The sequence below is a fragment of the Niveispirillum cyanobacteriorum genome (assembly GCF_002868735.1).
GTDB classification, from domain to species: domain Bacteria; phylum Pseudomonadota; class Alphaproteobacteria; order Azospirillales; family Azospirillaceae; genus Niveispirillum; species Niveispirillum cyanobacteriorum.
This window is the reverse complement of the sequence record NZ_CP025615.1, coordinates 86,539-108,604: the sequence shown is the minus strand read 5'-3', so window position 1 is coordinate 108,604 and position 22,066 is coordinate 86,539. Positions and strand designations below refer to the sequence as shown.

At 61.6% G+C, this 22,066-nt stretch carries 15 protein-coding genes; 13 read left to right on the top strand and 2 right to left on the bottom strand.

Annotated features, from left to right (window positions below; genetic code table 11):
* Positions 1-5 precede the first annotated feature (5 nt).
* Positions 6-1,253 (bottom strand): glycosyltransferase family 4 protein, encoded by a 1,248-nt coding sequence (locus C0V82_RS26415; RefSeq protein ID WP_102115447.1) that lies wholly within the window; start codon positions 1,251-1,253, stop codon positions 6-8.
* 146 nt (positions 1,254-1,399) lie between these two features.
* Here C0V82_RS26415 and C0V82_RS26410 point away from each other — a divergent pair, with 146 nt between their 5' ends.
* The 4 genes from C0V82_RS26410 to C0V82_RS26395 all read left to right on the top strand — a co-directional run bounded on the left by C0V82_RS26410 (position 1,400) and on the right by C0V82_RS26395 (position 7,978).
* Entirely contained in the window at positions 1,400-3,145 is a 1,746-nt protein-coding gene (locus tag C0V82_RS26410; RefSeq protein WP_102115446.1) for a class I SAM-dependent methyltransferase, read from the top strand.
* 190 nt (positions 3,146-3,335) lie between these two features.
* Complete coding sequence (locus C0V82_RS26405; RefSeq protein WP_102115445.1) at positions 3,336-4,262, top strand: calcium-binding protein; 927 nt, start codon at positions 3,336-3,338, stop codon at positions 4,260-4,262.
* Between the two features lie 100 nt (positions 4,263-4,362).
* On the top strand, positions 4,363-5,148 hold the full coding sequence (locus C0V82_RS26400; protein ID WP_158660255.1) for a hypothetical protein: 786 nt from the start codon (positions 4,363-4,365) through the stop codon (positions 5,146-5,148).
* A 118-nt stretch (positions 5,149-5,266) separates the two neighbouring features.
* On the top strand, positions 5,267-7,978 hold the full coding sequence (locus C0V82_RS26395) for a glycosyltransferase (protein ID WP_102115443.1): 2,712 nt from the start codon (positions 5,267-5,269) through the stop codon (positions 7,976-7,978).
* On the opposite strand, the gene C0V82_RS26390 is transcribed toward C0V82_RS26395, so the two are convergent.
* A complete protein-coding gene (locus C0V82_RS26390; protein WP_102115442.1) occupies positions 7,972-8,994 on the bottom strand; it encodes a rhamnan synthesis F family protein in 1,023 nt (340 codons plus the stop codon). The two genes, C0V82_RS26395 and C0V82_RS26390, sit on opposite strands and share 7 nt — an antisense overlap.
* Before the next feature lie 230 nt (positions 8,995-9,224).
* On the opposite strand from C0V82_RS26390, the gene C0V82_RS26385 reads away from it, so the two are divergent.
* The 9 genes from C0V82_RS26385 to C0V82_RS26345 all read left to right on the top strand — a co-directional run bounded on the left by C0V82_RS26385 (position 9,225) and on the right by C0V82_RS26345 (position 22,040).
* Positions 9,225-10,085, top strand: a complete 861-nt coding sequence (locus C0V82_RS26385) for an ABC transporter permease (protein ID WP_158660254.1) — start codon at positions 9,225-9,227, stop codon at positions 10,083-10,085.
* Between the two features lie 4 nt (positions 10,086-10,089).
* Positions 10,090-10,839 carry an ABC transporter ATP-binding protein gene (locus C0V82_RS26380; protein ID WP_102115440.1) on the top strand — a complete coding sequence of 250 codons (750 nt, stop codon included), beginning with the start codon at positions 10,090-10,092 and terminating at the stop codon, positions 10,837-10,839.
* 205 nt (positions 10,840-11,044) lie between these two features.
* On the top strand, positions 11,045-13,126 hold the full coding sequence (locus C0V82_RS26375) for a glycosyltransferase family 2 protein (RefSeq protein WP_158660253.1): 2,082 nt from the start codon (positions 11,045-11,047) through the stop codon (positions 13,124-13,126).
* Positions 13,114-14,292 (top strand): glycosyltransferase family 2 protein, encoded by a 1,179-nt coding sequence (locus tag C0V82_RS26370; RefSeq protein ID WP_102115438.1) that lies wholly within the window; start codon positions 13,114-13,116, stop codon positions 14,290-14,292. The genes C0V82_RS26375 and C0V82_RS26370 overlap by 13 nt, the downstream gene beginning before the upstream one ends.
* 122 nt (positions 14,293-14,414) lie before the next feature.
* On the top strand, positions 14,415-16,655 hold the full coding sequence (locus C0V82_RS26365) for a peptidase domain-containing ABC transporter (protein WP_102115437.1): 2,241 nt from the start codon (positions 14,415-14,417) through the stop codon (positions 16,653-16,655).
* Entirely contained in the window at positions 16,621-17,985 is a 1,365-nt protein-coding gene (locus tag C0V82_RS26360) for an HlyD family type I secretion periplasmic adaptor subunit (protein WP_102115436.1), read from the top strand. Before C0V82_RS26365 ends, C0V82_RS26360 begins: the two co-directional genes overlap by 35 nt.
* A 166-nt stretch (positions 17,986-18,151) precedes the next feature.
* On the top strand, positions 18,152-19,054 hold the full coding sequence (gene cysD / locus C0V82_RS26355; protein ID WP_102115435.1) for a sulfate adenylyltransferase subunit CysD: 903 nt from the start codon (positions 18,152-18,154) through the stop codon (positions 19,052-19,054).
* Complete coding sequence (gene cysN / locus C0V82_RS26350; RefSeq protein ID WP_102115434.1) at positions 19,054-20,907, top strand: sulfate adenylyltransferase subunit CysN; 1,854 nt, start codon at positions 19,054-19,056, stop codon at positions 20,905-20,907. The genes cysD and cysN overlap by 1 nt, the downstream gene beginning before the upstream one ends.
* 149 nt (positions 20,908-21,056) lie before the next feature.
* Positions 21,057-22,040 carry an NAD-dependent epimerase/dehydratase family protein gene (locus C0V82_RS26345; protein WP_102115433.1) on the top strand — a complete coding sequence of 328 codons (984 nt, stop codon included), beginning with the start codon at positions 21,057-21,059 and terminating at the stop codon, positions 22,038-22,040.
* Positions 22,041-22,066: the final 26 nt, after the last annotated feature.

Here is a 22,066-nt window from a genome sequence, read left to right as displayed (position 1 = left end):
CTGATCTAACCCGGCGGCGAAGCATACGGAAGCCCGAACTCCCGATGCAGCATGGTCAGCCAGGCCGGCAATGCCACCCGGTTTAGGTCATAATGGTCGATCACAGTCTGCCGAGCGCTATTGCGCATCGCCTGACGCTGACCGGGCGGGATATCCAACGCCATCCCCAGGCCCGCCGCGACCGCAACCGGGTCATGAAACGGGACCAGGATGCCGTTGCGGCCTTGTTCCACCACTTCCCTGACGGGCGGCGTATCGGACGCCACAAGGCTGACCCCACAGGCCATGGCCTCCAGCATGGACCAACTGAGGACGAACGGATAGGTCAGATAAACATGGGCCGATGACAGGCGCATCAGATTGATGAAATCTGCATGTGGGATGGTGCCCAGGAAATGCACGCGGTCCAACGGCAGTTGATCGCCCAGTTCGGCCAGCATCTTCGCCCGCCAAGTACCCCCGTCCGGCGGGGGGGTGCCGTAAGAAACCCCATCGCCGCCGGCAATCACCAGCCGCAGATCGGGACGGCTGCGTAACAGATGGGCGGCGGCCCGCATCATGATGGGAAAGCCGCGATAGGGTTCCAGATCGCGGGCGATATAGGTGACCAACGGCATGCCCGGTTCCAGACGCCGACCATCCGGCAGGATCAGGGGCTGGGCGGGACCGGGGCTGGCGGTTTGTGTATCAATCCCATCATGGATCACGGACAGTTTGGGGTGCAGGAACGCCGGATGCAGGTCGTGCTGCCAGCGGGTTGGGCTGATTCCCCGGTCAATGGCTGCCATCCCCAGCAGATGATGAGCATTCAGGCTGCGGACCCGCGCCAGCATATCCAGATTGACCGGCCCCGGTGGATCGAACCCGACATCCACCCCGACCCCGTGATAATAAAACTCGCAATAGCCGATGACAGGTACGTCCGGCCAGAGATCCTTCAGATAAAGCAGCTCGCCCCAGCCATTATGGCCGATCACCAGATTGGGCCTGTAGCCGGTTTGGGACAGCAGTACACAGGCGGCCAGCACAGCCTGGCCCCGCCAGATGGCCTGATCCGACTTGATCAGATAGGGGTGCGGGCGGTTATCAGCGGAGACATCCACGCTATAGCGATGCAGGGTCACACCCGCCAGTTCGCGCACCGGATCGCTGGCCATCGCATCGACCTGAACTCCCGGCAGACGGGCCAGATACGGGGCCAGATGCAGGAACTGCCCGGGGAACTGGTTGTGCAGAAACAGTACCTTGTACATGTGTGTCCATTGGCATCCGGTGCTGGCGCGCAAGGTGGCGTACATAAGGGGGGGCCACAAGACACAATTGGTTTGCACCGTCAGACTATGACCATATGCTGCGCAGCCCATTTATGACTGACTTTATGTGAAGCGGGAGTAGACCCTTGCAGTTCATCTGGCCGGACAATGCCACCGAAGCCGTCCCCGGAACCTGCCCGGTCTGCGCTAATGCTGGCCCGCATGCGCCGGTCCTGCTGCTGCCCGATTCCGGGCCCGGCGGGGCCGATTGGCAGATCGTGGAATGCCCGGCCTGTGCCTCCCGCTTCTCCACCGATCGGGCCGGTGCCGATTATCGTGGGGACGAAGCACCCGATGTCACCTTCGTCCATTATTATATGGAACAGGGGGCGGGCCTGCGTTCCATGCTGGAGCCGCTGGGGTTCATGGAGCCGGGCCAGGGCCGCATGCTGGAGATCGGGGGCGGTTTCGGCTTTCCCAGCGATTATGTCCAGACCGTGCTGGGCTGGACGGCCAAGGGTTATGATCCGTCGGGCATGGCCGTGCTGGGGCGCGACTATCTGGGGCTGGATATCACCCGTGATTACTGGACCAGCGACACCCCCCTGACAGAGCCGTTTAATGTCGCCTACGCGTCAGAGGTAATCGAGCATATACCCGAACCGGCCCCCTTCCTGGCCGCCATGCGCCACGCCGTGGGGGATAAGGGCATTGTGGCCCTGACCACCCCAAATGGTGCTGCCCTCAATCCCGGCACGACACCGGGCATGCTGATCCCTATTGCCAGTCCCGGCCTGCACCTGACCCTGTTCAGCGCCAAGGGGCTGGAGATGGCGCTGTATGAAGCCGGTTTCGCCAATGTGCGGGTGGAGGTGCATGGCACCACTCTGCGCGCCCTGGCCGCCAACATCCCCCTGCCACCGCCGCGCGCCCTGGATGATGATCGCTATATCGACTATCTGCGCCGGCGCATCGTGACACCGGACATTGTGGCCCCCCTGCTGTCGGGCTTGCACTACCGGCTCTTAAAGGAACTGGTGAATGCCGGGCGCAATGACGAGGCATTGACGCTCTATGCAGAGATTGCCGTTTCCATGCGTGCCCGATTCGGCATCGATATCGAAAGACCGGAGGGGTTGATCCTACCCGAATCGGGGATTGACGGCCGAAGCTGGCTTACACTGCTACCGGGAAACATCACGGGCCTGCTCTATTTTCGTGCTGTGCTGGCCAATAATGCAGAAGCTGATGCCCGGGCAGCCGCGTTTTACGCAGGGCAGGCCGCCTTGCTCGGTGCCTCGCTACGGCGCGCTATTCGTCCCATGGGAATTGAGGATGGAGAGACGGAACTGCTGTCCATGGCGGCTATCCGGCTACACCTGACGGCTTCAATCGGCATTGGCGCCAATGCAGCCCCCCTCCTGACATTAATTGAGCGAGGCGGCGAGGACGGGTTGCTGCTGCCTATTTCCTTCAGGAAAGAACTAAGGCAGGCCATCATTGATGATCTGCGGGCGACGCACAATCCCAATATTCTCTGGCAGGGATTGCTACCCCAGGATTCAGGGGAGCTGAATGAAAGCGAATTGCTGCATCGCACAATATCAGCAGGAATGCCTATTACCATCAACCCAGCCTTCACTGCAATCGAGGCCGCACAGGATGCTGAGTCGGTACGAGCAGCCCTATGGGCGATTTGGACGACCCCTCGTGCTGATGAAGCGTGGGCTACGATCAGCCACGCTCGTAAATTGACTCTGATTCGGCTAGTTCTGCTTGGTGCGCATAACGAAGCCACTTTTCTGTTCTCAGCATGGGGCGATGCTGCGCTGAGCAGAGACCAGTCCGTAGCAACGGCGCTCTCTCTCGCTGCATCAGCCGTCCGGATTTGAGCGTCAGCATACCGCGAAACCCTATGGCATAGTGCTTATGGCATATATGCTGCGCCTGCTAAGCACGTTGCGCCTTGGATTGGTGAATGATACAACTCTTAAGACTTTACATCGAATGCGGCTGGGAAATTTTGTTTCTCGACGTAGGTAGCCTGAACAGGGCTGCTCTAGAAATAAACGGGGGTTGGTGATGGCAACGTTGGCTGGCGGCACTACGATTGAGACTGTGGGTACGACCCAAGCGGATAATACCGTAATCAGCAACCTGCTGCAGTCAAACTTCGCCACCGCGCCGGCTCCGACGACCGTGACAGTTCCGGCACCCTCCACCGTCCCCGGCGGCAGTAGCGAAACCAAGGTTCTGGTAGGTACGTTCGAAGCTACCAGTGTTCAGAGCATTACGCTTGAGAACACTACGCCTAACTCCATTTCCGTCCTCTCTGCCGCCGCCGTGACAACGACTGACACGAAGACGATCACCAACGTGGTCGCTGACAGCAACACGGGTGGCGTTATCTTTGACGGGAAGAACATCAGTTCCAATGTCGTCACCGGGTTCATCGCCAGTTCGAACACCTCTCTGATCGTCGGTAATGCCGGTACGCAGCTCATTGATGGCAGCAACTCAACGCAAAACATGGTCATCGCCACCGGCACCGGTAATGACACGGTTGTCTCCGGTACCGGCAATGACCGCGTCACCCTTGGTGATTTTGGCGTCGCCAATGGCGGCGGCGGTGCAGATACCCTGATTGGCGGCTCCGGTACGGCAACCCTCGGCGGTGGTGCTGGTGCCGACAGCATCGTGGCTGCCACTGGTGGCGGCGTGCTGATTGGTGAGGTCGGCAACGACACGATGGTCGGTGGCGCTGGTAAGGATGTTTTCGTCTATACCAGCGGTGGCGGCAATGACGTGATCAGCGGCTTCGACCCGGCCAGCGATACGTTAGGCCTTGCCAATTACTCGGATATCGCTGCGGCGGGCCTGTCTCTCACGGACATCATCAGCCGGGCGACCGTGTCGGGTGGCAACACCATCCTCACTATGCCGGATGGTTCGACCATCACGCTGGCCGGTGTCACGGGGATCAATGTCAACTGGTTCACCATCAAGTAAGCGCGCTTGATGATCGAATGATAGAAATGGCGGACTTTTGTCCGCCATTTCTTTTTGTTACGTTCACTTCTCTTTGATCAGGGCCCAGGCCATGATGGACATGTCGACGATAAACAGTCTGGCACCGGTTCAGGACCGTGCTTCGGGGTCCGACCGGTTCCGGTCATCGGCACAGGTTCTTCCCCTGCCAGAGGGGCTTTATCTGGCCTCCGTGAAACCATCGGGTCAGCCGCTTCGCGTCGTGAATGGTGTGGGCTTCCCAGCCGTACAGATTTCCTCAATTCCGCAGCCGGGCACCCTAGCGCCGTCCTTCCTGACCAAGGGGGAACTGGCTCCCGTGGTCTGGTTGAGCGGTATGGACGAAGCCGTCATCACCGTTCCGGCCGGTTCTGCCCCCCTGCTGATCACCAATTATCTCTATGGACCCGAATTGCAGAAATGCCCGGACCTGGAGATCAAGCGGCTGAACCGTATAACCACAGCCCCAGCGGTGGGGCTGAGTGTTCATATCCATATCCAGCAGCAGGGCGAGCGGCATTTCAACGCCGGTGAATGGGCGGCTTCGGACGAGCCTTTCTGGATCGAGGCGCTGCGGGTGGAGGTGACCCCGGCTGTCGGTCAACTGCTGCAATATCATGTGCCTGGTGCCAGTTCGTCTGACGGGCATTGGACCCCTGCCCCCGGTCGCCTGGGCAACCCTGGGGGGGCTCCCTTGGCCGGAATCGCCTTCCGCCTTCTGCCTCCCCTGGCGAACAGCCATCGCGTCGTCTATGGGGCACGGTTCCTACGCCATGGCGAAATCACCGGGACCGATGGGGAACCCTGCCGGTCGCCGCAGGCGCAGGACCCTATGATCGCTGTCCGGGTTGCCATTGTCCCACGCTGAGCCCCGCACTGACGATTCTCAACCCTCTCCCGATCCGGCTTCCGCGCTATCGGGCCGGCCCTTTCTGCGGTCCCAGTTTTTCAAGGCACTGGCAGATCGGGATCATGAACGGGCCATATTGCTGGCTATCCGTCTGGCGCGACTGGAACCGGTGCATCCCGATGATCTGGCCGTTGCGGCCACGGCCTGGCATCTGCGTGGTGACCGTCAACAAACAATGGCCCTGCTGTTAGAAGCGTTGCGTCTGGATCCGTTGCATGGCGTGGCGGCAAAGGGGTTGGCGGCGCAAGGCCCGCCCCTGTCCGCCGACATCATGCGGGCGTTGCTATGGCATGCTGAAACCGATCCGGATGCGGCACAGGCCCTGATTAAGCATGCGCTGTCGGCTAACCAACCCTTGGCCTATGTGACGGGCCGGTGCATCCATTGCGTGGTACCGCCCGGCACCTGGGAACTGACCGTGCGCTGGCGACAAATGGTGCTAGTGCAGTCCCGGATGGCGGCGTCTGATCAGGCCCGGCTGGCCGCGTTGCCGATCCCGGATGGCTTGCGCGGGATCGCCGATCCGGTTGTATCGGCAAACGGGGTGGATCTGGTATCGGGCCCGATTGATGCGTCATGGTTATCGGCGCCGCGTCTGACCGCCATTGTCGAACCCGGTATTAAGGCCCGCTGGATAGTGCAGGCGATGGACCTTGCCTGTCCGTCCCGGCCTGTCACCCTGCTGTTACGGGACGGGGACCGGGTGCTGTCGCGGCATATCATCTCCCCTCGCCCCACGGGTAGTCCCGCGCTGGCCGCTCTGGCGACCAAGGTGGCGGATGTGCCTGCCCTTGCCATTGATCCGCCCGCGGATGCCGTTTGCCCTGGCCTGTTCTTTGAACTGACGGGCGAACCAGTCACGGTTCCCGGGGTTGTTGGCACCGATGATGGTATTGTCGATATTGTGGTGCCGGTCTATGGCGACCTTGAGGCGACAAAGGCCTGTTTCAACGCCCTGCTGACCCGGTCCCCCGGAACGGCGATGCGGATCCTGGCCATTGATGATGCCAGCCCTGACGAGCGGATCAGCCGGTTTCTGGACGGGCTGGCGGCGGCCGGAAAACTTGTCCTGATCCGCAATCCCGGCAATCTGGGCTTCGTGCGGTCGGTCAATATCGGCATGGCCCAGCATCCGGGGCGGGATGTCGTGCTGCTTAATGCTGATACACTGGTCAGCGATGGCTGGCTTGGCCGCCTGCGGGCCGCCGCCCACCGGGATGCGGACACAGGCACCGTCACGCCCTGGTCGAATGACGCCACCATCTGTTCCTATCCCGCGGCCAATGCGTCGACAGCCCTGGCAAGCGTCGATATCGATGCGCTGAACCGGCTGGCGGGCCAGTATCTGGCCGGGCAGGTGCTGGACATTCCGACGGCAGTCGGTTTCTGCATGTATATCAGGCGGGACTGTCTGGCCCGGGTCGGCTGGTTCGACGCCGACGCCTTCGGCACGGGCTATGGCGAAGAGAATGATTTCTGCCTGCGGGCCGCTGCTGCTGGCTGGCGGCACCGTATGGCCCTGGATCTGTTCGTGGGCCATGTCGGCAGCGCATCCTTCAGCACGGGCAAACAGGCCCGGATCGATGCGGCCCTGGCGATCCTGGAACAGCGCTATCCAGGATATCAGGCTGATATCAATACCTTCATCGCTGCCGATCCCCTGCGCCTGGCGCGCCGGCGGCTGGATCTGGCACAACTGGGGGGGCAAGGGTCCCCGCGCCCGGCCCTGGTCCTCTGCGCGCAGTTGGGCGGGGGAACCGACCGCTTTATCGACCAGTTGGTTAAGGACAGGGGCAAGGGCGGGCAGGATGTGCTGATCCTGCGCCCCGCGCAGCCGGAGGCCGGGCATCCGACGCTACGGCTGGAAGCCCCGGATGCGCCGCATCTGACCAATCTGATTTATGATGCCGGGACGGAATTGGACGATCTGCGGGCCGATCTGCGGCACCTGGGCGTGACCGGCGCTGAACTGCATCATCCCGCACAGATGTCGGGCGATCTGTTATCCCGACTGGCCGGCTGGTTCCCCTACCGGGCCCATATCCATGACTATGGCTGGATATGCCCCCGCATCAACCTGCTGGACGGTGATTGGAACTATTGCGGAGAGCCGGAGACAGCCCAATGCGAGGTTTGCGTCGCGACGCATGGCGATCTGTTGGGTATCGACCGCTCGGTGACCGCCTGGCGCGACCTGACACGGCAGGTATTACAGGGTGCCCAGACCGTCGGCTGCTCTAGTCACGATACGGCCAACCGTATGCGCCGCTATGTGCCCACGGCCCATTTCCAGGTGGCACCTGCGGAAACAGCCCGACCCGCCCCCCCTTCCCCAGCCCTGCCGGTCCGGCGGCCGGGGGAGGCGTTGCGTATCGTGGTCCCCGGCGCCATCGGGCCGCCCAAGGGCTATGGACTGCTGCTGGATTGCGCGCGCGATGCGGCGGAACGGAACCTGCCGCTGCTGTTCCTGATTCTGGGCTACAGCATGGATGACGACGCGCTGGCGGATACGGGCCGGGTCTTCATGACAGGCCGTTACAAGGAGGAAGAGGCTCCCGCACTCCTGGCGGAACTGCGCCCGCATGCGGCCTTGCTGCCCTCTGTCTGGCCGGAGACCTGGTGCTATGCGCTGACCCATGTGATGGATGCCGGCCTGCCCGTGGCGGCCTTCGATCTGGGTGCCCAGGCGGAAAGGCTGCGCATGGCCGGTGGCGGCCTGCTGCTGCCGGCGGGCCTGCCGGCGAAAGCCCTGAATGACGCTCTGCTGGCGGCCTTCCCGCCTCAATAAACCCGGTTGCGCATCGAATATTCCAAATGCTTCACGATCAAGCGCGCATCATAGGATGACACATCCTTCAGCAAGTTCTCCCAGTGCTGGAGGTAGGGAATGCCCACGGGATTGCGCTGAAGAAGATCGCGTTTGATGAAGGGACAGCGGCTGGTCACCAGCAACTCATCCCAAAAGAAATGCGTCTGGTTCAGGGCCACACCCTCGCGCAGGAAACGGCCAATCATCTCCAGATAGCGATAGCGGATGGGATCATCCTTGGGGTCGGTCTTTTCCAGATAGGTCTCGATCGGGCCGGACACCCGGGCGACCATGGCACGATAGGGATAGAGCGCCTGACACCGCAGATCATGCTTCATCAGATACTGAGTCAGCCCGATCTCCCCATACCGGATCACCCATTCCTTGCGCCGGAAATAGGGCAGCCAGCGCCAGAAGCGGCGGAAGGCCTTGTCCTGGAGAGCCTTTGGATGGAACAGAACGAAATAGCTCTGCAGATGAAAAAGGCGCGACCAGCAGTCGGTGATGCCCCAGACATCGGCCTCGGCGGGATCGGCATTGCCGATAATCTCACCCAGATCCTGCACAGGACCGTAGATACTGTCATTCGTGACCAGCAGCATCTCCAAGCTGTTCACGTCGGGGACCTGGGCGATGCCATCCTTGAAGGCCCCGAAATCATAGCCGACATTGGAGCGCCAAAGGATACGCGCCACCAGAGGCGACAGACGCTCCACGCTGGCCCTGGGGAAGCGGGGTGAGTTGCTGGTAAAGACGATGGTAAAACCAGCACGCCGCAATTCACTCAGATAATGCAGGACATAATCATGGACCACGCCGCGCTTGTCGAAGTGATTGAAAACGGCCACTCGCCTTGCACTGGCCAGAACATCCTCACCATCCCACTTGCGGCGGATGTAGTTTGGCCGAAAAACAGAAAACACATAGGCGCGGATAAAATCGAATAGATCGACCATCTCCTCGTAAAGCCATCTTATTTTATTTCGCAGTCTCATGGCTATTCTATCTGAATTTGGCTTATCGCCATTACTTGGGCTTCTGATAACCGAGGATGGGTTACCACATAAGGAGTTGATTTAGTATACGGGTTTCGTACCGGCTGACCAAACAAAACCAACCTTGCCGGCCTGGAACATGGCAGACAGGGTTTCGATCAACATTTGAGGCTGGCATCCGTTACGATATATCTGCGGTCCGAGCCTCGGAAATGAGAAGTATGTTCGTCATGTCAGATCGCCAACCGGAGACGGCCGCGACCCGTACCGACCGGTTTGAGGAATTCCGGGCCGATGGATCACCTTCCTTCGGCCTGGCATTCGCCGATATCGGACGCGGGCTGGCCTGCTGGCGGATCTGGCTGACCCTGGCGGCCAGCGATATTCGTCAGAAATATCGGGGTTCGCTGCTGGGGCCCCTTTGGGTGACGATCAGCATGCTGGCCTTCACCGTGGGTATCGGCGTCGTTTATGCCAACCTTTTCAATGTCGATGTGCATGCCTTCCTGCCGCATGTCGCCGTCGGCATGGTGGCCTGGACCCTGATCACGGGCCTGATCAACGAAAGTTGCACGGCTCTGACGGAAGCCGAGGGCTATCTGAAGCAGATCCGTTTGCCCCTGAGCCTGTTCGTCTGCCGGGTCGTTGCCCGGAATCTGCTGGTGCTGCTGCACCATGCCCTGATCGTTGTGGCCGTCCTGGTCTGGTTTGGCGTGCCGGTCTCGCTTCTAGATGTGGGGCTGGCCTTGCTGGCCCTGGCGCTGCTGGCCTTGTCGGGCTATGGCTGGGGTCTGGCACTGGCCTGCATCTGCATGCGGTTCCGCGATGTATCCCAGATCGTGGCCACCATCATCACGGGCGCCTTCTTCATCACACCGGTCCTGTGGAAGGGCAGCTTCCTGGCGGAAGACCATCCGGCCTTGCTGTTGAATCCCTTCTATTATTTGCTGGAAATCCTGCGCCAGCCGCTGACCACCGGGCATAGCGATCCCGTGCACTGGCTGGTATCGGGCCTGATCGCACTGACAGGGCTGCTGGCAGGCCTGCTGACCTTCCGGGCGGCACGCCCCCGTATCACTTACTGGACGTGACCCGATGAGTGCTGAAATCCGCCTTGAGGATGTGAGTGTCCGTTTCCAGATTTTCGGGCTGCATGGAAGGTCTCTGAAGAAGACGGCCCTCAACCTGTCGACAGGCGGGCGTATCGGGCGCGAACCGGGGGCGCGGGTGCATATCGATGCGCTGGCGGGGGTGAATCTCCACCTGCAGGAGGGCGACCGTGTCGCGCTGGTCGGACATAATGGCGCCGGAAAAAGCACCTTGCTGCGCACCATGGCCGGCATCTACGAACCGACGGGTGGCCGGGTCCATGTCCGGGGCCGCGTCTCCCCCATGTTCGACCTGATGGTCGGCATCAATCCCGAGGCCACGGGGCGGGAGAATGTGCGGCTACGCGGCCTGCTGCTGGGCATGAGTGCGGCAGAGGTCGATGCCTATGCAGGAGAGATCAGCGCTTTCTCCGGTCTGGGCGGCTATCTGGACCTGCCGGTAAAAATCTATTCCTCGGGCATGCTGCTGCGGTTGATGTTTGCGGTGACGACGGCCATCTCCCCGCAGATCCTGCTGCTAGATGAATGGATCACGGCGGGGGACAGCGCCTTCATGGAGCGGGCCGAACAGCGGGTCAACGGCCTGATCGACCGTTCCGCCCTCATGGTGATCGCCACGCATAACCGCGTCCTGGTGGAGCGATTGTGCAACAAGGTGGCCGTGCTGGAGCAGGGCCGCGTCGTGGAATTCGGCCCCCTGACACCCCTCCTGCTGGACCGGGCCATGGCCGCGTGACTACTGCCATGAATAGAGCGGACAGGGAGGCTTTCGCGGGTATGGTTTGCCCAAGGCGGTGGCAGCCGTGTATAGCCATTTTCTCGGCAGTCATCCGGATAGGGACGTCGGAAAGATGCGGGTGATCGGCTATTTGGAATCATATATCGATAATGTGCTTATCGGTTGGGCCTATAATTCCGCGGAGCCGGGACGCCGCCTTCTGTTGAGCGTAGAAGTACAAGGCCAGCCAGTGGCGGCTGGTGTGGCCAATCTGGACAGGCAAGATGTGGCCCAGGGCGGGCATGGCGACGGCCGGTGCGGCTTCCGCATCCCCCTCCATCTTAAGATCGGTCAGCCTTTCCTGGTGTGTGAAGCATCCAGCGGCAGCATCCTGTTCACACAAGACGACCTGCCCGTACCGGACGAGACGGAACTGGCCAGCGATGCCTCCCTGATCCGGGGCAATGTCGATACGGTACTGGGGACGAACATCAAAGGCTGGTGCTGGCACCCTCATGCCCCCGACCGGACCGTGCGTGTACGTGCGCTGGTCGATGGACAGGAAGTCTCTGCCACGGATGCAGATGAAAGGCGCGGCGATCTGATCAATGCCGGCATCGGCAATGGAGACCATGCCTTTTCCCTGCCCATGCCCTTCTGGATGCTGGATGGCGTCACACGTGAAGTGACCGTGGTCGCAGAAGATTACGGTCCCCTGCCCGGCAGTCCTGTCAGCTTCGTTGGCCTTACCGAAGGTGCCCGACCTCTATTAAGCCGGCTGATGACCTCCACGGATGGGGCGTCGCGGCAAGGAGCTGGGTTACTGCTCGACTGCTATCTGCGCCATGTCGAAGCCCTGCTGCCCCGCTCCGTCGGGTTCGCCTATTACGCCGACTGGTACCGGGCGCAGGCGGGAGAGGTTTCGCTGGCTGACTGGCCGGCAGACCTGCCTGAACGGGCTCTGCGCCTGAAGGTGCCCGATGGCAGCTCCTATCTCCTGTGCGTCGATGAAGGCACCATTCCCTTCGCCAATGCCGCACAGCGGCTGCTGTCCCTTGCCGTGGAGACGGGGGCGGACATCGTCTATGCCGACATGCAGGTGACGCGTGACGGCAAACCCTTCCCCTGGTTCCGTCCAGCCTGGAGCCCCGATCTGGCGCTATCCCAGGATTACATGCGGGGCGTCACGCTGATCCGGGAGGAGGTTCTGGCCCGACAGGGCCAGCGGCGGACCCTGGCCGGCATGCGGTACGGGGCGATCCTATCGGCCGACCCGGCCCGTATCGTGCGCCTGCCAGAGGTGCTGGGCAGCCTGGAACGCCCGCCGGCACAGGCCGTCAGCACAGATATCGCGCAGTTGATTGCGACCTGTCTGTCTGGCAGCGCAGAGGTGGAAATCATGAATCCCGAACAGGGGCTGCGGCGCATTCGATGGAGGCTGCCCGCCAACCACCCCCGGATCAGCCTGATCATTCCCACCCGCGACCGGCTCAACCTGTTACGCACAGCCGTGGACAGTATCCGGCAGCGTACCCAGTACCCGAACTATGAAATCCTGATCATCGACAATCAGAGCGAACAACCGGAAACACTGGCCTGGCTAGAGGCCGGAAAGCATCAGGGACATTTCCGCGTCCTTCCCTATGACGCCCCCTTCAATTACGCCGACATGAACAACTTTGCGGCAGCCCAGGCCGACGGGGACATTCTGGGCTTCATCAATAATGACGTGGAACTGATCACGCCGGACTGGCTGGAAACCGCTATCGGCCTGCTCTCGCGGCCCGAGGTTGGAGCCGTCGGCGCGCGTCTGCGCTTTGGCAATGACATGCTACAGCATGGCGGTGTCGTCGTCGGCACCGGCGGTCTGGCCGAAAATGCCTTCCAGCATGTCGGCGTAGCAGATGAAGGGTATTTCTACCGCACGCAGGTGGCCGGCAATTACAGCGCCGTCACAGCCGCCTGCCTGTTCATCCGCCAGGCCGATTTCCAGGCATTGGGTGGTTTCGATGCCGATAATCTGCCGGTCGCGTTCAACGATGTCGATCTCTGCCTACGCTTGCGCGAACGCGGGGGCAACATCGTCTGGACCCCCCATATCGACCTGTACCATTATGAAAGCGTCAGCCGGGGCCGCGACGACACGCCTGAAAAACGGGCCAGGGCCATGAAAGAGGAATTGTATATGCGCCGCCGCTGGTCCCATCTTGCCATGGCCGACCCGTATTACAGCCCTAACCTCAATCTTGACGGCGTCCCCTTTACCGGTCTGGCCCTACCGCCCCGCCAGGCATGGGGGCGCTGATGTCTGTACAAGGACATTTCGACTGTATTGGTGGCCGGGCCGTCTGTGGCTGGGCCTGGAATCCGTCTAATCCGGATGAACGGGTTGAGGTTCGTATCCTGTTCAATGGCGAACCCGTGGCCAGCGGCCTCGCAGCGACGCACCGCCCTGACCTCCAGGCTGCCGGCATCGGTTCAGGGAACCATGCATTCTTTGTCTCATTACCCGACAGCCATTTGGATGGTCGTGCAGGGGAACTGATCGTACAGGTCCCTGATGGCACCCCGCTGGCAGGGACTCCAGCCCGCCTGAGATTACCCAACCTCCGTTTCCGCCCGCTGGAGCCGCTGGACGCGCCTCCAGCGATCACCCTGTCGGTCTGTGCTATCGTCAAGAATGAAGGGCCTTATCTGCTGGAATGGTTGGCCCATCATCGGCTTGTCGGGGTCGAGCATTTTGTGATCTTCGACAACGGCAGCACGGACGGAAGCAGTGAATTGCTGGCCAAACTGGCAAGGGCCGGCATTCTCGATTACGTGCCCTGGCCGGACATACCGGGTGTGGCCGTCCAAAGGCCTGCCTACATCGCGGGCCTGGCCCGTCTGGCGGAGCGCAGCCACTGGGTTGCCTTCATTGACGCTGATGAATTCCTGAACCCGCTGCGCTGCGAGACCGTTCCGGAAATCTTGAAGGATTACGAAACAGCGGCGGGGCTCTTGGTGCCTTGGCGGCTGTTCGGCTCCAACGGCCATCTTGAGCAGACCGACGAATTGGTGGTGAGCCGGTTTACCCGCCGGGCACATGCCCAAGACCCCCGCAACAATCTGGTAAAGACGATTGTGCAAGCCCGCGCCGTTCTTCGCCCCGATATCCACACGGCCCAGGTTGCACAGGGGTGCCTCGTCGATGAATTTTGGCAATTGGGCGGCAGTCAGGGCCACCCTGATAATCACGCGGTACCAAAGGCCCAACGCCTGGTTCTCAATCACTATTTTACGAAATCCAGAGCGGAATGGCAGCAGAAGCGTAACCGAGGTCAAGCCACCGAACAGGCGAGGTCGGCGGCTTGGCGGCGACCGGATGATCATTTCACGTCACATGACGTCAATGATGTCGAGGATACTGGCTTGGCCAACCGCGCCATGGCCATCCGACAGGAAATGGACCGGTTACGGGCATTGCTGTAGCCGCTGCCCTCTTTGGATATAGGCCGGCATCGCCGGACTTGACTTGACCTTACCGAAACCGCCAATTTCGCGCTGCACTCTACACCTGTTGGCATGAGTTGCGGTTTGTTAGAAGGGACAGCATGTTGCACGCGGATGTGAACACGGAGGAGAATATTGGCCCTCCGTCACACACGATGCTGGAGGCCCTGCGTTTCATCGCTCGCCACCACGGCTTGCATCTGTCACAGGAACAGCTGATCCGACAGTTCGCCCGAAGCTCGGAAGAGGTATCAGCGGCCAGCATCGTTGCTGCTGCTGAGCAGAATGGCCTGAAGGCACAAAGGACCCGCCTGCGGTTTGAGCATCTGCTGCGTCTAGGTCGAGCCGTCCCCGCTCTGCTACGCATGAAAGATGGTACGGCACAAGTCCTCGTGAGTGCGCATGCACAATCATCGCCACCCGTGGTTTCGCTCCGCCATCCGGTGGATGGCATGCAACCTCAGCCCCATGATCTCGTCAGCCTGTCAGAGATTTGGGATGGTGAGGTCATTCTGTTCAAGCGCAAGCACGGTGCCAGCCAAGCCGAGGAGGATTTCAGCCTTGGGTGGCTGGTCCGGCAGTTGGCCAAGGACAAGCGCATCTTCCGCGATGTCGGTCTCTCGGCACTTGCTATGTCCTTCTTCGCCCTGGTGCCGCCCCTACTCTATTTTCTGGTGGTCAACCGGGTGCTGGTGCATCAGCGCATGTCGACCCTATTTGTGCTGGCGGTCGGGGTCTTCTTTGTCGTGATCTTTGATACGGTCTTCGGGTATCTGCGGCGGTGGCTTGTTGCTGAAGGAACCGCGCGCACCGATGCACGGATCGGCACCTACATCTTCGACCGGCTGATTGGCCTGCCCATCGAGGTGTTCGAGCGGCAGCCCACAGGTATGATCAGTTTCAAGATCTCTGAGGCCAACCGCATCCGTAACTTTCTGACCGGGCAGGTCTTTTCCACCCTGCTGGACAGCACGGTGTTGATCGTGCTGCTGCCCGTCATGTTCTATATGCACGCGCCTCTCACCTTCTTCGTGCTGGGCTTGGCGCTGATCATGTTCTTGGTCATCCTGCTCTTCATGCCGGCAGTCGGAAGGGCTTATGGTCGTGTGGTTCGTGCCGAGCAGGCAAAGGGCTCACTGTTGATCGAGACCATCCATGGGATGCGGACGATCAAGACGCTGGCCCTGGAGGGACGCCGCCGGCAGCAATGGGATGATGCTGCGTCAGAAGCCGTGACAGCCCACCGGGACATGCAGTTCCTGATGAACCTGCCGCAAACCATTCTTCAGCCCATTGAGAAGCTGATCTATTCCGGCTCGCTGCTGTTAGGTTGTTATCTGGCGCTGAGCAGCAAGGAGGGGGCCGTAGCCGTCGGTGCTCTGGTCGCCTTCACCATGTTGGCAGGCCGCGTCACCCAACCTTTCGTCCAGATCGCGAGCCTCCTCCAGGGTATTCAAGAGGTTCGCGGTGCCTTGGATCAGGTATCCTCTCTGGTCAACATCCCAGCCGAAGATACGCGGTCAACCCATGGGATGCGGCCCCGCTTTGCCGGTGCCATCCTCTTCGATGAGGTGCGGTTCCGTTATCCCGGCGCTCAATCCTATGCCCTGGACCGTGTCAGCTTCGCATTGCCGGCAGGCAGCGTCACCGGCATCATGGGGCGCAGCGGGTCTGGCAAGACCACCGTCACCCGTATGCTGCAGGGCTTGCATCAGGATTATGACGGCCTGATCAAGATCGATGGCACCGACCTGCGCCAGATGGACCTGACGCATCTGCGGGCCAATCTGGGGGTCGTGCTACAGGATAATTTCCTGTTCACCGGCACCATCCGCGAGAATATCGGCATCGCCCGCCCCGATGCGACCTTTGAGGACGTCATCCAGGCCGCCCGGATGGCCGGTGCCGAGGAGTTCATTGAGCGTCTGCCCGCCGGCTACGACACGGTCCTGACCGAAGGCGCCACCAACCTGTCGGGTGGACAGCGTCAGCGGCTGGCCATCGCCCGCGCCCTGCTGGTCGATCCCCCCATCCTGATCCTGGACGAAGCCACCAGCGCCCTTGATCCGGAAAGCGAAAGCATCGTCAACAACAACCTTCGCTACATTGCTGAAGGCCGGACGATGGTGGTGATTTCGCACCGGCTTGCCTCGCTGGTCGATTGCGACCAGATCATCGTCATGGAGCGTGGTCAGGTCTACGATATCGGCACCCATGATGAGCTGGTCGTACGCTGTCCGATCTACCGCCATCTCTGGTTCCAGCAGAACCGTCACCAGTCCCCGCCCCCCTCCGGAGCACCCAGCAATGAACGGTCGATCCCTGGTCCTGCGGCCGAGTAGCCGCTACGACAATGCCGACCAGTCGATCAATGATTTCCAGTCCCACATGGCGGAAATCACTGGCGCTCCCTACCCTCCGCGCGTCCGGATGACGGTGCATGCGCTGTTTGCTATGATCGTTCTGGCGATTACACTTTCTTGTGTCGTGGAGATCGACCGGGTCGTGTCGGCACCTGGCCGGTTGGTGTCGCGAACGCCGACCTTGCTGGTGCAGCCTCTGGAATCCTCGGTGCTGCGTGAAGTGTTGGTACGGCCCGGACAGACAGTCATCAAGGATGACCTTCTAGTCGTCCTTGATCCCACGATTTCCAGTGCTGATGTCTCTCAGCTCAGCTCTTCACGTGAAGCCCTTAAGGCCCAGGTTGCCCGCTTGCAGGCCGAACAGGCCGGCGCAGCGCTTGCCAAGCCTGCGGACGGCGACAAGGCGGGACAAACCGAATATGCCATCTGGAAGGCTCGGCAGGCGGAGCGGGAATCCCGGATTGCCGTGTTCGACCAGCGTATACAGGCCGTCAATGGTCAGATCGCCAGCGGCCTGCGCGACGCCGAGCATTACCGGTCCCGTCTGAAAGTCAGCAGCGAAATTGAACAGATGCGGTCCGACCTGGCCCGCAAGGAAGTCGGCAGCCGGCTCAACGTCCTGATCGCACAGGACAGCAAAGCCGAGATTTCCCGCAACCTGTCCAACAGCGAGCAGCAGGTCATCACCTCGCGTCATGAGCTGCAGAGCATCACGGCGGAGCGTGAGGCCTATATCCAGGAATGGCAATCCGCGCTGACCAAGGAACTGGCCACGAAACAGACCGAGTTGAACGCCGTCGAGGATGAACTGTCCAAGGCGCAATTCCGGCGCGATCTGGTGGAACTGCGCGCGGCAGCCGATGCCACGGTGGTCAGTGTCGCCGATGTGGGTACTGGCTCGGTGGTACCGTCGGGTGAGGTGCTGGTCAGCCTGATGCCGGCCAATGCCACTCTGGAGGTGGAAGCAGAGGTCGCCGGTATGGATCAGGGCTTCGTGAAGGTCGGAGACGAGGTTCAGGTCAAGCTCAACGCTTATGAATTCACCCGCTTTGGCACTGTGAAGGCCGAAGTCAGGGCCATCAGCGAGAACAGCTTCACGACACGCGATGACGGTTCCGCTGCGGCGGAACGCTTCTATCGGGTGCGGGCAGAGATCAAGTCCGTCGATCTGAAGAATGTGGCGGGCGATGTCCGTCTGGTTCCCGGCATGCCGCTGCAGGCGGACATTGTCGTTGGTCGCCGCCCCATCATCGCAAATCTGGCGGACCGGGTACTAAGCAACACGATGGAAGGCCTGCGCGAGCCCTGAGCACACCAAACGCAGAGCCCCTTGGCAGGCAGCGGATCGCTGGGTTTGTCTGACCTGTGGGGGGGCCGCTGCTGGCGCCTCCCCCATCCGACCGTTGCTTATGCCTGTAATTTGAGAAGATTAGCGGCGGTGCTCCAAGGTCGCTTATGCCGATGTCTGGAACAAAATGAGCAGCATGACCCATCTTGATCAGCTGGAAGCGGAGGGCATCCACATCATCCGGGAAGTGGTCGCCCAGTTCCGCAAACCGGTGATGCTCTATTCCATCGGCAAGGACAGCGCCGTGATGCTGCATCTGGCGCTGAAGGCCTTTTATCCAGGCCGCCTGCCCTTCCCCCTCCTGCATGTCGATACGGGCTGGAAGTTCCGGGAGATGATCCTTTTCCGCGACAAGATCGCGGCGGACCTGGGGCTGGAACTGCGGGTCCATACCAATCCCGACGGCGTCGCCCAGGGGGTAGGTCCGATCAGCCACGGATCGGCTGTGCATACCGACATCATGAAGACACAAGGATTGAAGCAGGCCCTGGATCATTTCGGTTTCGATGCGGCCTTCGGCGGCGCGCGGCGTGATGAGGAGCGCAGCCGCGCCAAGGAGCGGGTATTTTCATTCCGAGATCGAAATCATGGTTGGGACCCGCGCAATCAGCGCCCGGAACTCTGGAATCTCTATAATGGGCGCATCGGCAAGGGCGAAAGCATCCGCGCCTTCCCCCTGTCCAACTGGACCGAGCAGGATGTCTGGGCCTATATCGCGCGTGAGGCCATTCCCATCGTACCGCTCTATTTCGCCAAGCCGCGTCCTGTCGTGTGGAGGGACGGCACCTGGATCATGGTGGATGATCACCGTCTGCCCCTGCTGCCGGGGGAAGTGCCAGAGATGCGGAAGGTGCGGTTCCGGACCCTGGGCTGCTATCCGCTGACCGGCGCCATCGACAGCCAGGCCGACACGCTGGAGGCCATCATCGACGAGCTGGCGGGGTCCCGCCTGTCGGAACGCCAGGGCCGGCTGATCGATGCCGATGCCGGCGCCTCCATGGAGCAGAAGAAGCGGGAGGGCTATTTCTGATGGTATCCCTGCTGCGCTTCATCACCTGTGGGTCCGTCGATGACGGCAAATCCACCCTGATCGGCCGGCTGCTGCATGATTGTGGCGCTGTGCCAGAGGATCAGCTTGCCTCACTGGCGCGGGATAGCGAACGCCATGGCACGACAGGGCGGGGCAACCTGGATCTGGCGCTGCTGGTCGACGGCCTGTCGGCGGAGCGGGAACAGGGCATCACCATCGATGTCGCCTATCGCTATTTCGGCACGGCACGGCGGCGCTTCATCGTCGCCGATACGCCGGGACACGAACAATATACCCGCAACATGGCCACGGGCGCCTCGAACGCCGATCTGGCCGTGCTGCTGGTTGATGCGCGCAAAGGGCTGCTGACCCAGACCCGCCGTCACAGTTTCATCCTGTCGCTGATGGGCGTGCGTCAGGTGGTGCTGGCAGTCAACAAGATGGATGCCATCGGTTGGGACCAGGCCCGGTTCGAGGCCATCGTGGCAGATTACCGGGCCTTTGCCGCCGCCTTGGGTTTCACCTCTATCCAGCCGGTGCCGCTCTCTGCATTGACGGGGGACAATGTTACCCGGACGTCAGCCCATACGCCCTGGCATGCGGGGGGCCCGCTGCTGGCTATGCTGGAAGCAGCCCCGGCAACGTCGGACGCGTCCGACGGGCCTTTCCGGTTCCCGGTGCAATGGGTCGTGCGCCCGGACGGGAACTTCCGGGGCCTGGCCGGCACCGTGGCGGCGGGCGCGATCCAGCCGGGTGCGCCCGTGCGGGTCCTGCCATCGGGCCGCGCCAGCACCATTGCCCGCATTGTCACCCAGAATGGGGACCGTGACCGGGCTGCCGCCGGTCAGGCTGTCACGCTTGTGCTGACCGACGATGTCGATGTGAGCCGTGGTGACCTGCTGGTGCCGCCGGGAGCGGAGCCCGAGGTGACCGACCAGTTCACGGCCCATCTCATCTGGATGCATGACGAGCCGCTGCTGCCGGGCCGCACCTACCTGATCCGGATGGGCACGGCCACGGCGACTGCACAGATCACCCAGATCAAGCATCGTGTGGATGTGAACAGCCTGGAGCATCTGGCGTCCCATGCGCTGGGGCTGAATGATGTCGGCCTGTGTAACCTGTCGCTCGACAGCCCCCTGCCCGCCGAACCCTATGCCGATGGCCGGGCCTGTGGCAGCTTCATCCTGATCGACCGTCACAGCAATGCCACGCTGGCCTGCGGCATGGTCCTGCACGGCCTTCGCCGGGCCGGCAATATCCAGCGTCAGCCCATGCGGGTGGGCAAGTCGGACCGGGTAGCCGCCAATGGGCACCGGCCTTGCGTACTGTGGTTCACGGGCCTGTCGGGGGCCGGGAAATCCACCATCGCGGATCTGGTCGAACAGAGGCTGCATGCGGCGGGCTGCCGAACGATGAGCCTGGATGGCGACAATGTCCGCCATGGCCTGTGCCGGGATCTGGGGTTCATGCCCGCCGACCGGGTGGAGAATATCCGGCGCGTCGCCCATGTAGCACAATTGATGGCTGAGGCCGGCCTGATCGTGCTGGTCAGCCTGATCAGCCCGTTCCGTGCCGACCGCGAGATGGCGCGGTCTCTGTTGCCGCCCGGTGAGTTTCTGGAGATCTTTGTCGATACCCCGCTGGAGATCTGCGAGGCACGCGACGTGAAGGGCCTATATCGCAAGGCGCGTTCCGGCGCCCTGCCCAACTTCACAGGTATCGGCAGCCCTTACGAGCCTCCGACGGAACCCGATCTGCGCCTCGATACCGGCGCCGGCGATGCGGCATTCCTGGCCGATGCGGTTATGCGTCATCTGGCCCAAACCGGCATCATTCCATCCATGGACTGAAGGGCACTCGGAATGGCGGCACCGAGGTTGGGTTCAATATGATATCAGATAGCTTACAGATATCATATTGAACCCAACCCCTTGCCATCCCCGGCCGGATCGCTCATAGCCTCCTATCTCCAATGCACCCGGCGATGTAGGGACATGCCATGCCGATCCTGGTCACCGGCGCTGCCGGCTTCATCGGATACCATACCTGCCGGGCGCTGCTGGACCGGGGGGAACAGGTGCTGGGGATGGATAATTTCTCCCCCTATTACGATATCCGCCTGAAGCAGGCGCGGCTGGACCTTCTTACCCCCCATCCCGGCTTCCGCTTCCAGAAGCTGGACATTGCCGACCGCGATGGCATGACGGCCCTGGTCCATGCGCATCCGGACATGACCGGCATCATCCACCTGGCCGCCCAGGCCGGGGTGCGCCATTCGCTGATCGATCCCTATACCTATATTCAGACCAACCTGATGGGCCAGGTGGTGATGCTGGAGGCGGCACGCCTGCTGCCGGGCCTGAAGCATTTCGTCTATGCCAGCTCCTCCTCCGTCTATGGCGCCAATCAGGAGATCCCGTTCTCCATCGATCACCGCGTAGACCGGCCCGTCTCGCTCTATGCCGCCACCAAGCGGGCGGATGAGCTGATCACCCGTACCTACAGCCATCTCTATGGGTTGCCGGCCACGGGCCTGCGCTTCTTCACGGTCTATGGCCCCTGGGGCCGGCCCGATATGGCGCCGATGCTGTTCGCCGAGGCTATTCTGGAAGGAAAGCCCATCCGGGTCTTCAACCATGGCGACATGGCCCGTGATTTCACCTTTGTCGATGACATCGTGGCGGGCGTGCTGGCCGCGCTCGACCGACCCGCCACGCCGGGTCAGGATGTGGTGCCACATCGGGTCTATAATCTGGGCAACCACCGCCCCGAACCACTGCTGCGCTTCATCGGCCTGATCGAACAGGCCCTGGGCCGCAAGGCCGAGAGGGAGCTGGAACCGATCCAGCCGGGCGACGTCGCCGCCACCTGCGCCGATATCAACGCCAGCACCCAGGACCTGGGTTATCATCCTCGCACCAGCCTGGATGACGGCATTCCCCGCTTCATCGACTGGTTCAAAGCCTATCGCGGAGTGGCGTGAAAGCATTCTGCTATCATATAGCAACA

Coding starts and splice junctions, on each gene's coding strand:
- C0V82_RS26365 (WP_102115437.1), top strand. CDS start 14,415: ATGTTGCACGCGGATGTGAACACGGAGGAGAATATTGGCCCTCCGTCA.
- C0V82_RS26400 (WP_158660255.1), top strand. CDS start 4,363: ATGTCGACGATAAACAGTCTGGCACCGGTTCAGGACCGTGCTTCGGGG.
- C0V82_RS26345 (WP_102115433.1), top strand. CDS start 21,057: ATGCCGATCCTGGTCACCGGCGCTGCCGGCTTCATCGGATACCATACC.
- C0V82_RS26415 (WP_102115447.1), bottom strand. CDS start 1,253: ATGTACAAGGTACTGTTTCTGCACAACCAGTTCCCCGGGCAGTTCCTG.
- C0V82_RS26380 (WP_102115440.1), top strand. CDS start 10,090: ATGAGTGCTGAAATCCGCCTTGAGGATGTGAGTGTCCGTTTCCAGATT.
- cysD (WP_102115435.1), top strand. CDS start 18,152: ATGAGCAGCATGACCCATCTTGATCAGCTGGAAGCGGAGGGCATCCAC.
- C0V82_RS26360 (WP_102115436.1), top strand. CDS start 16,621: ATGAACGGTCGATCCCTGGTCCTGCGGCCGAGTAGCCGCTACGACAAT.
- C0V82_RS26370 (WP_102115438.1), top strand. CDS start 13,114: ATGGGGGCGCTGATGTCTGTACAAGGACATTTCGACTGTATTGGTGGC.
- C0V82_RS26390 (WP_102115442.1), bottom strand. CDS start 8,994: ATGAGACTGCGAAATAAAATAAGATGGCTTTACGAGGAGATGGTCGAT.
- C0V82_RS26385 (WP_158660254.1), top strand. CDS start 9,225: ATGTCAGATCGCCAACCGGAGACGGCCGCGACCCGTACCGACCGGTTT.
- cysN (WP_102115434.1), top strand. CDS start 19,054: ATGGTATCCCTGCTGCGCTTCATCACCTGTGGGTCCGTCGATGACGGC.
- C0V82_RS26405 (WP_102115445.1), top strand. CDS start 3,336: ATGGCAACGTTGGCTGGCGGCACTACGATTGAGACTGTGGGTACGACC.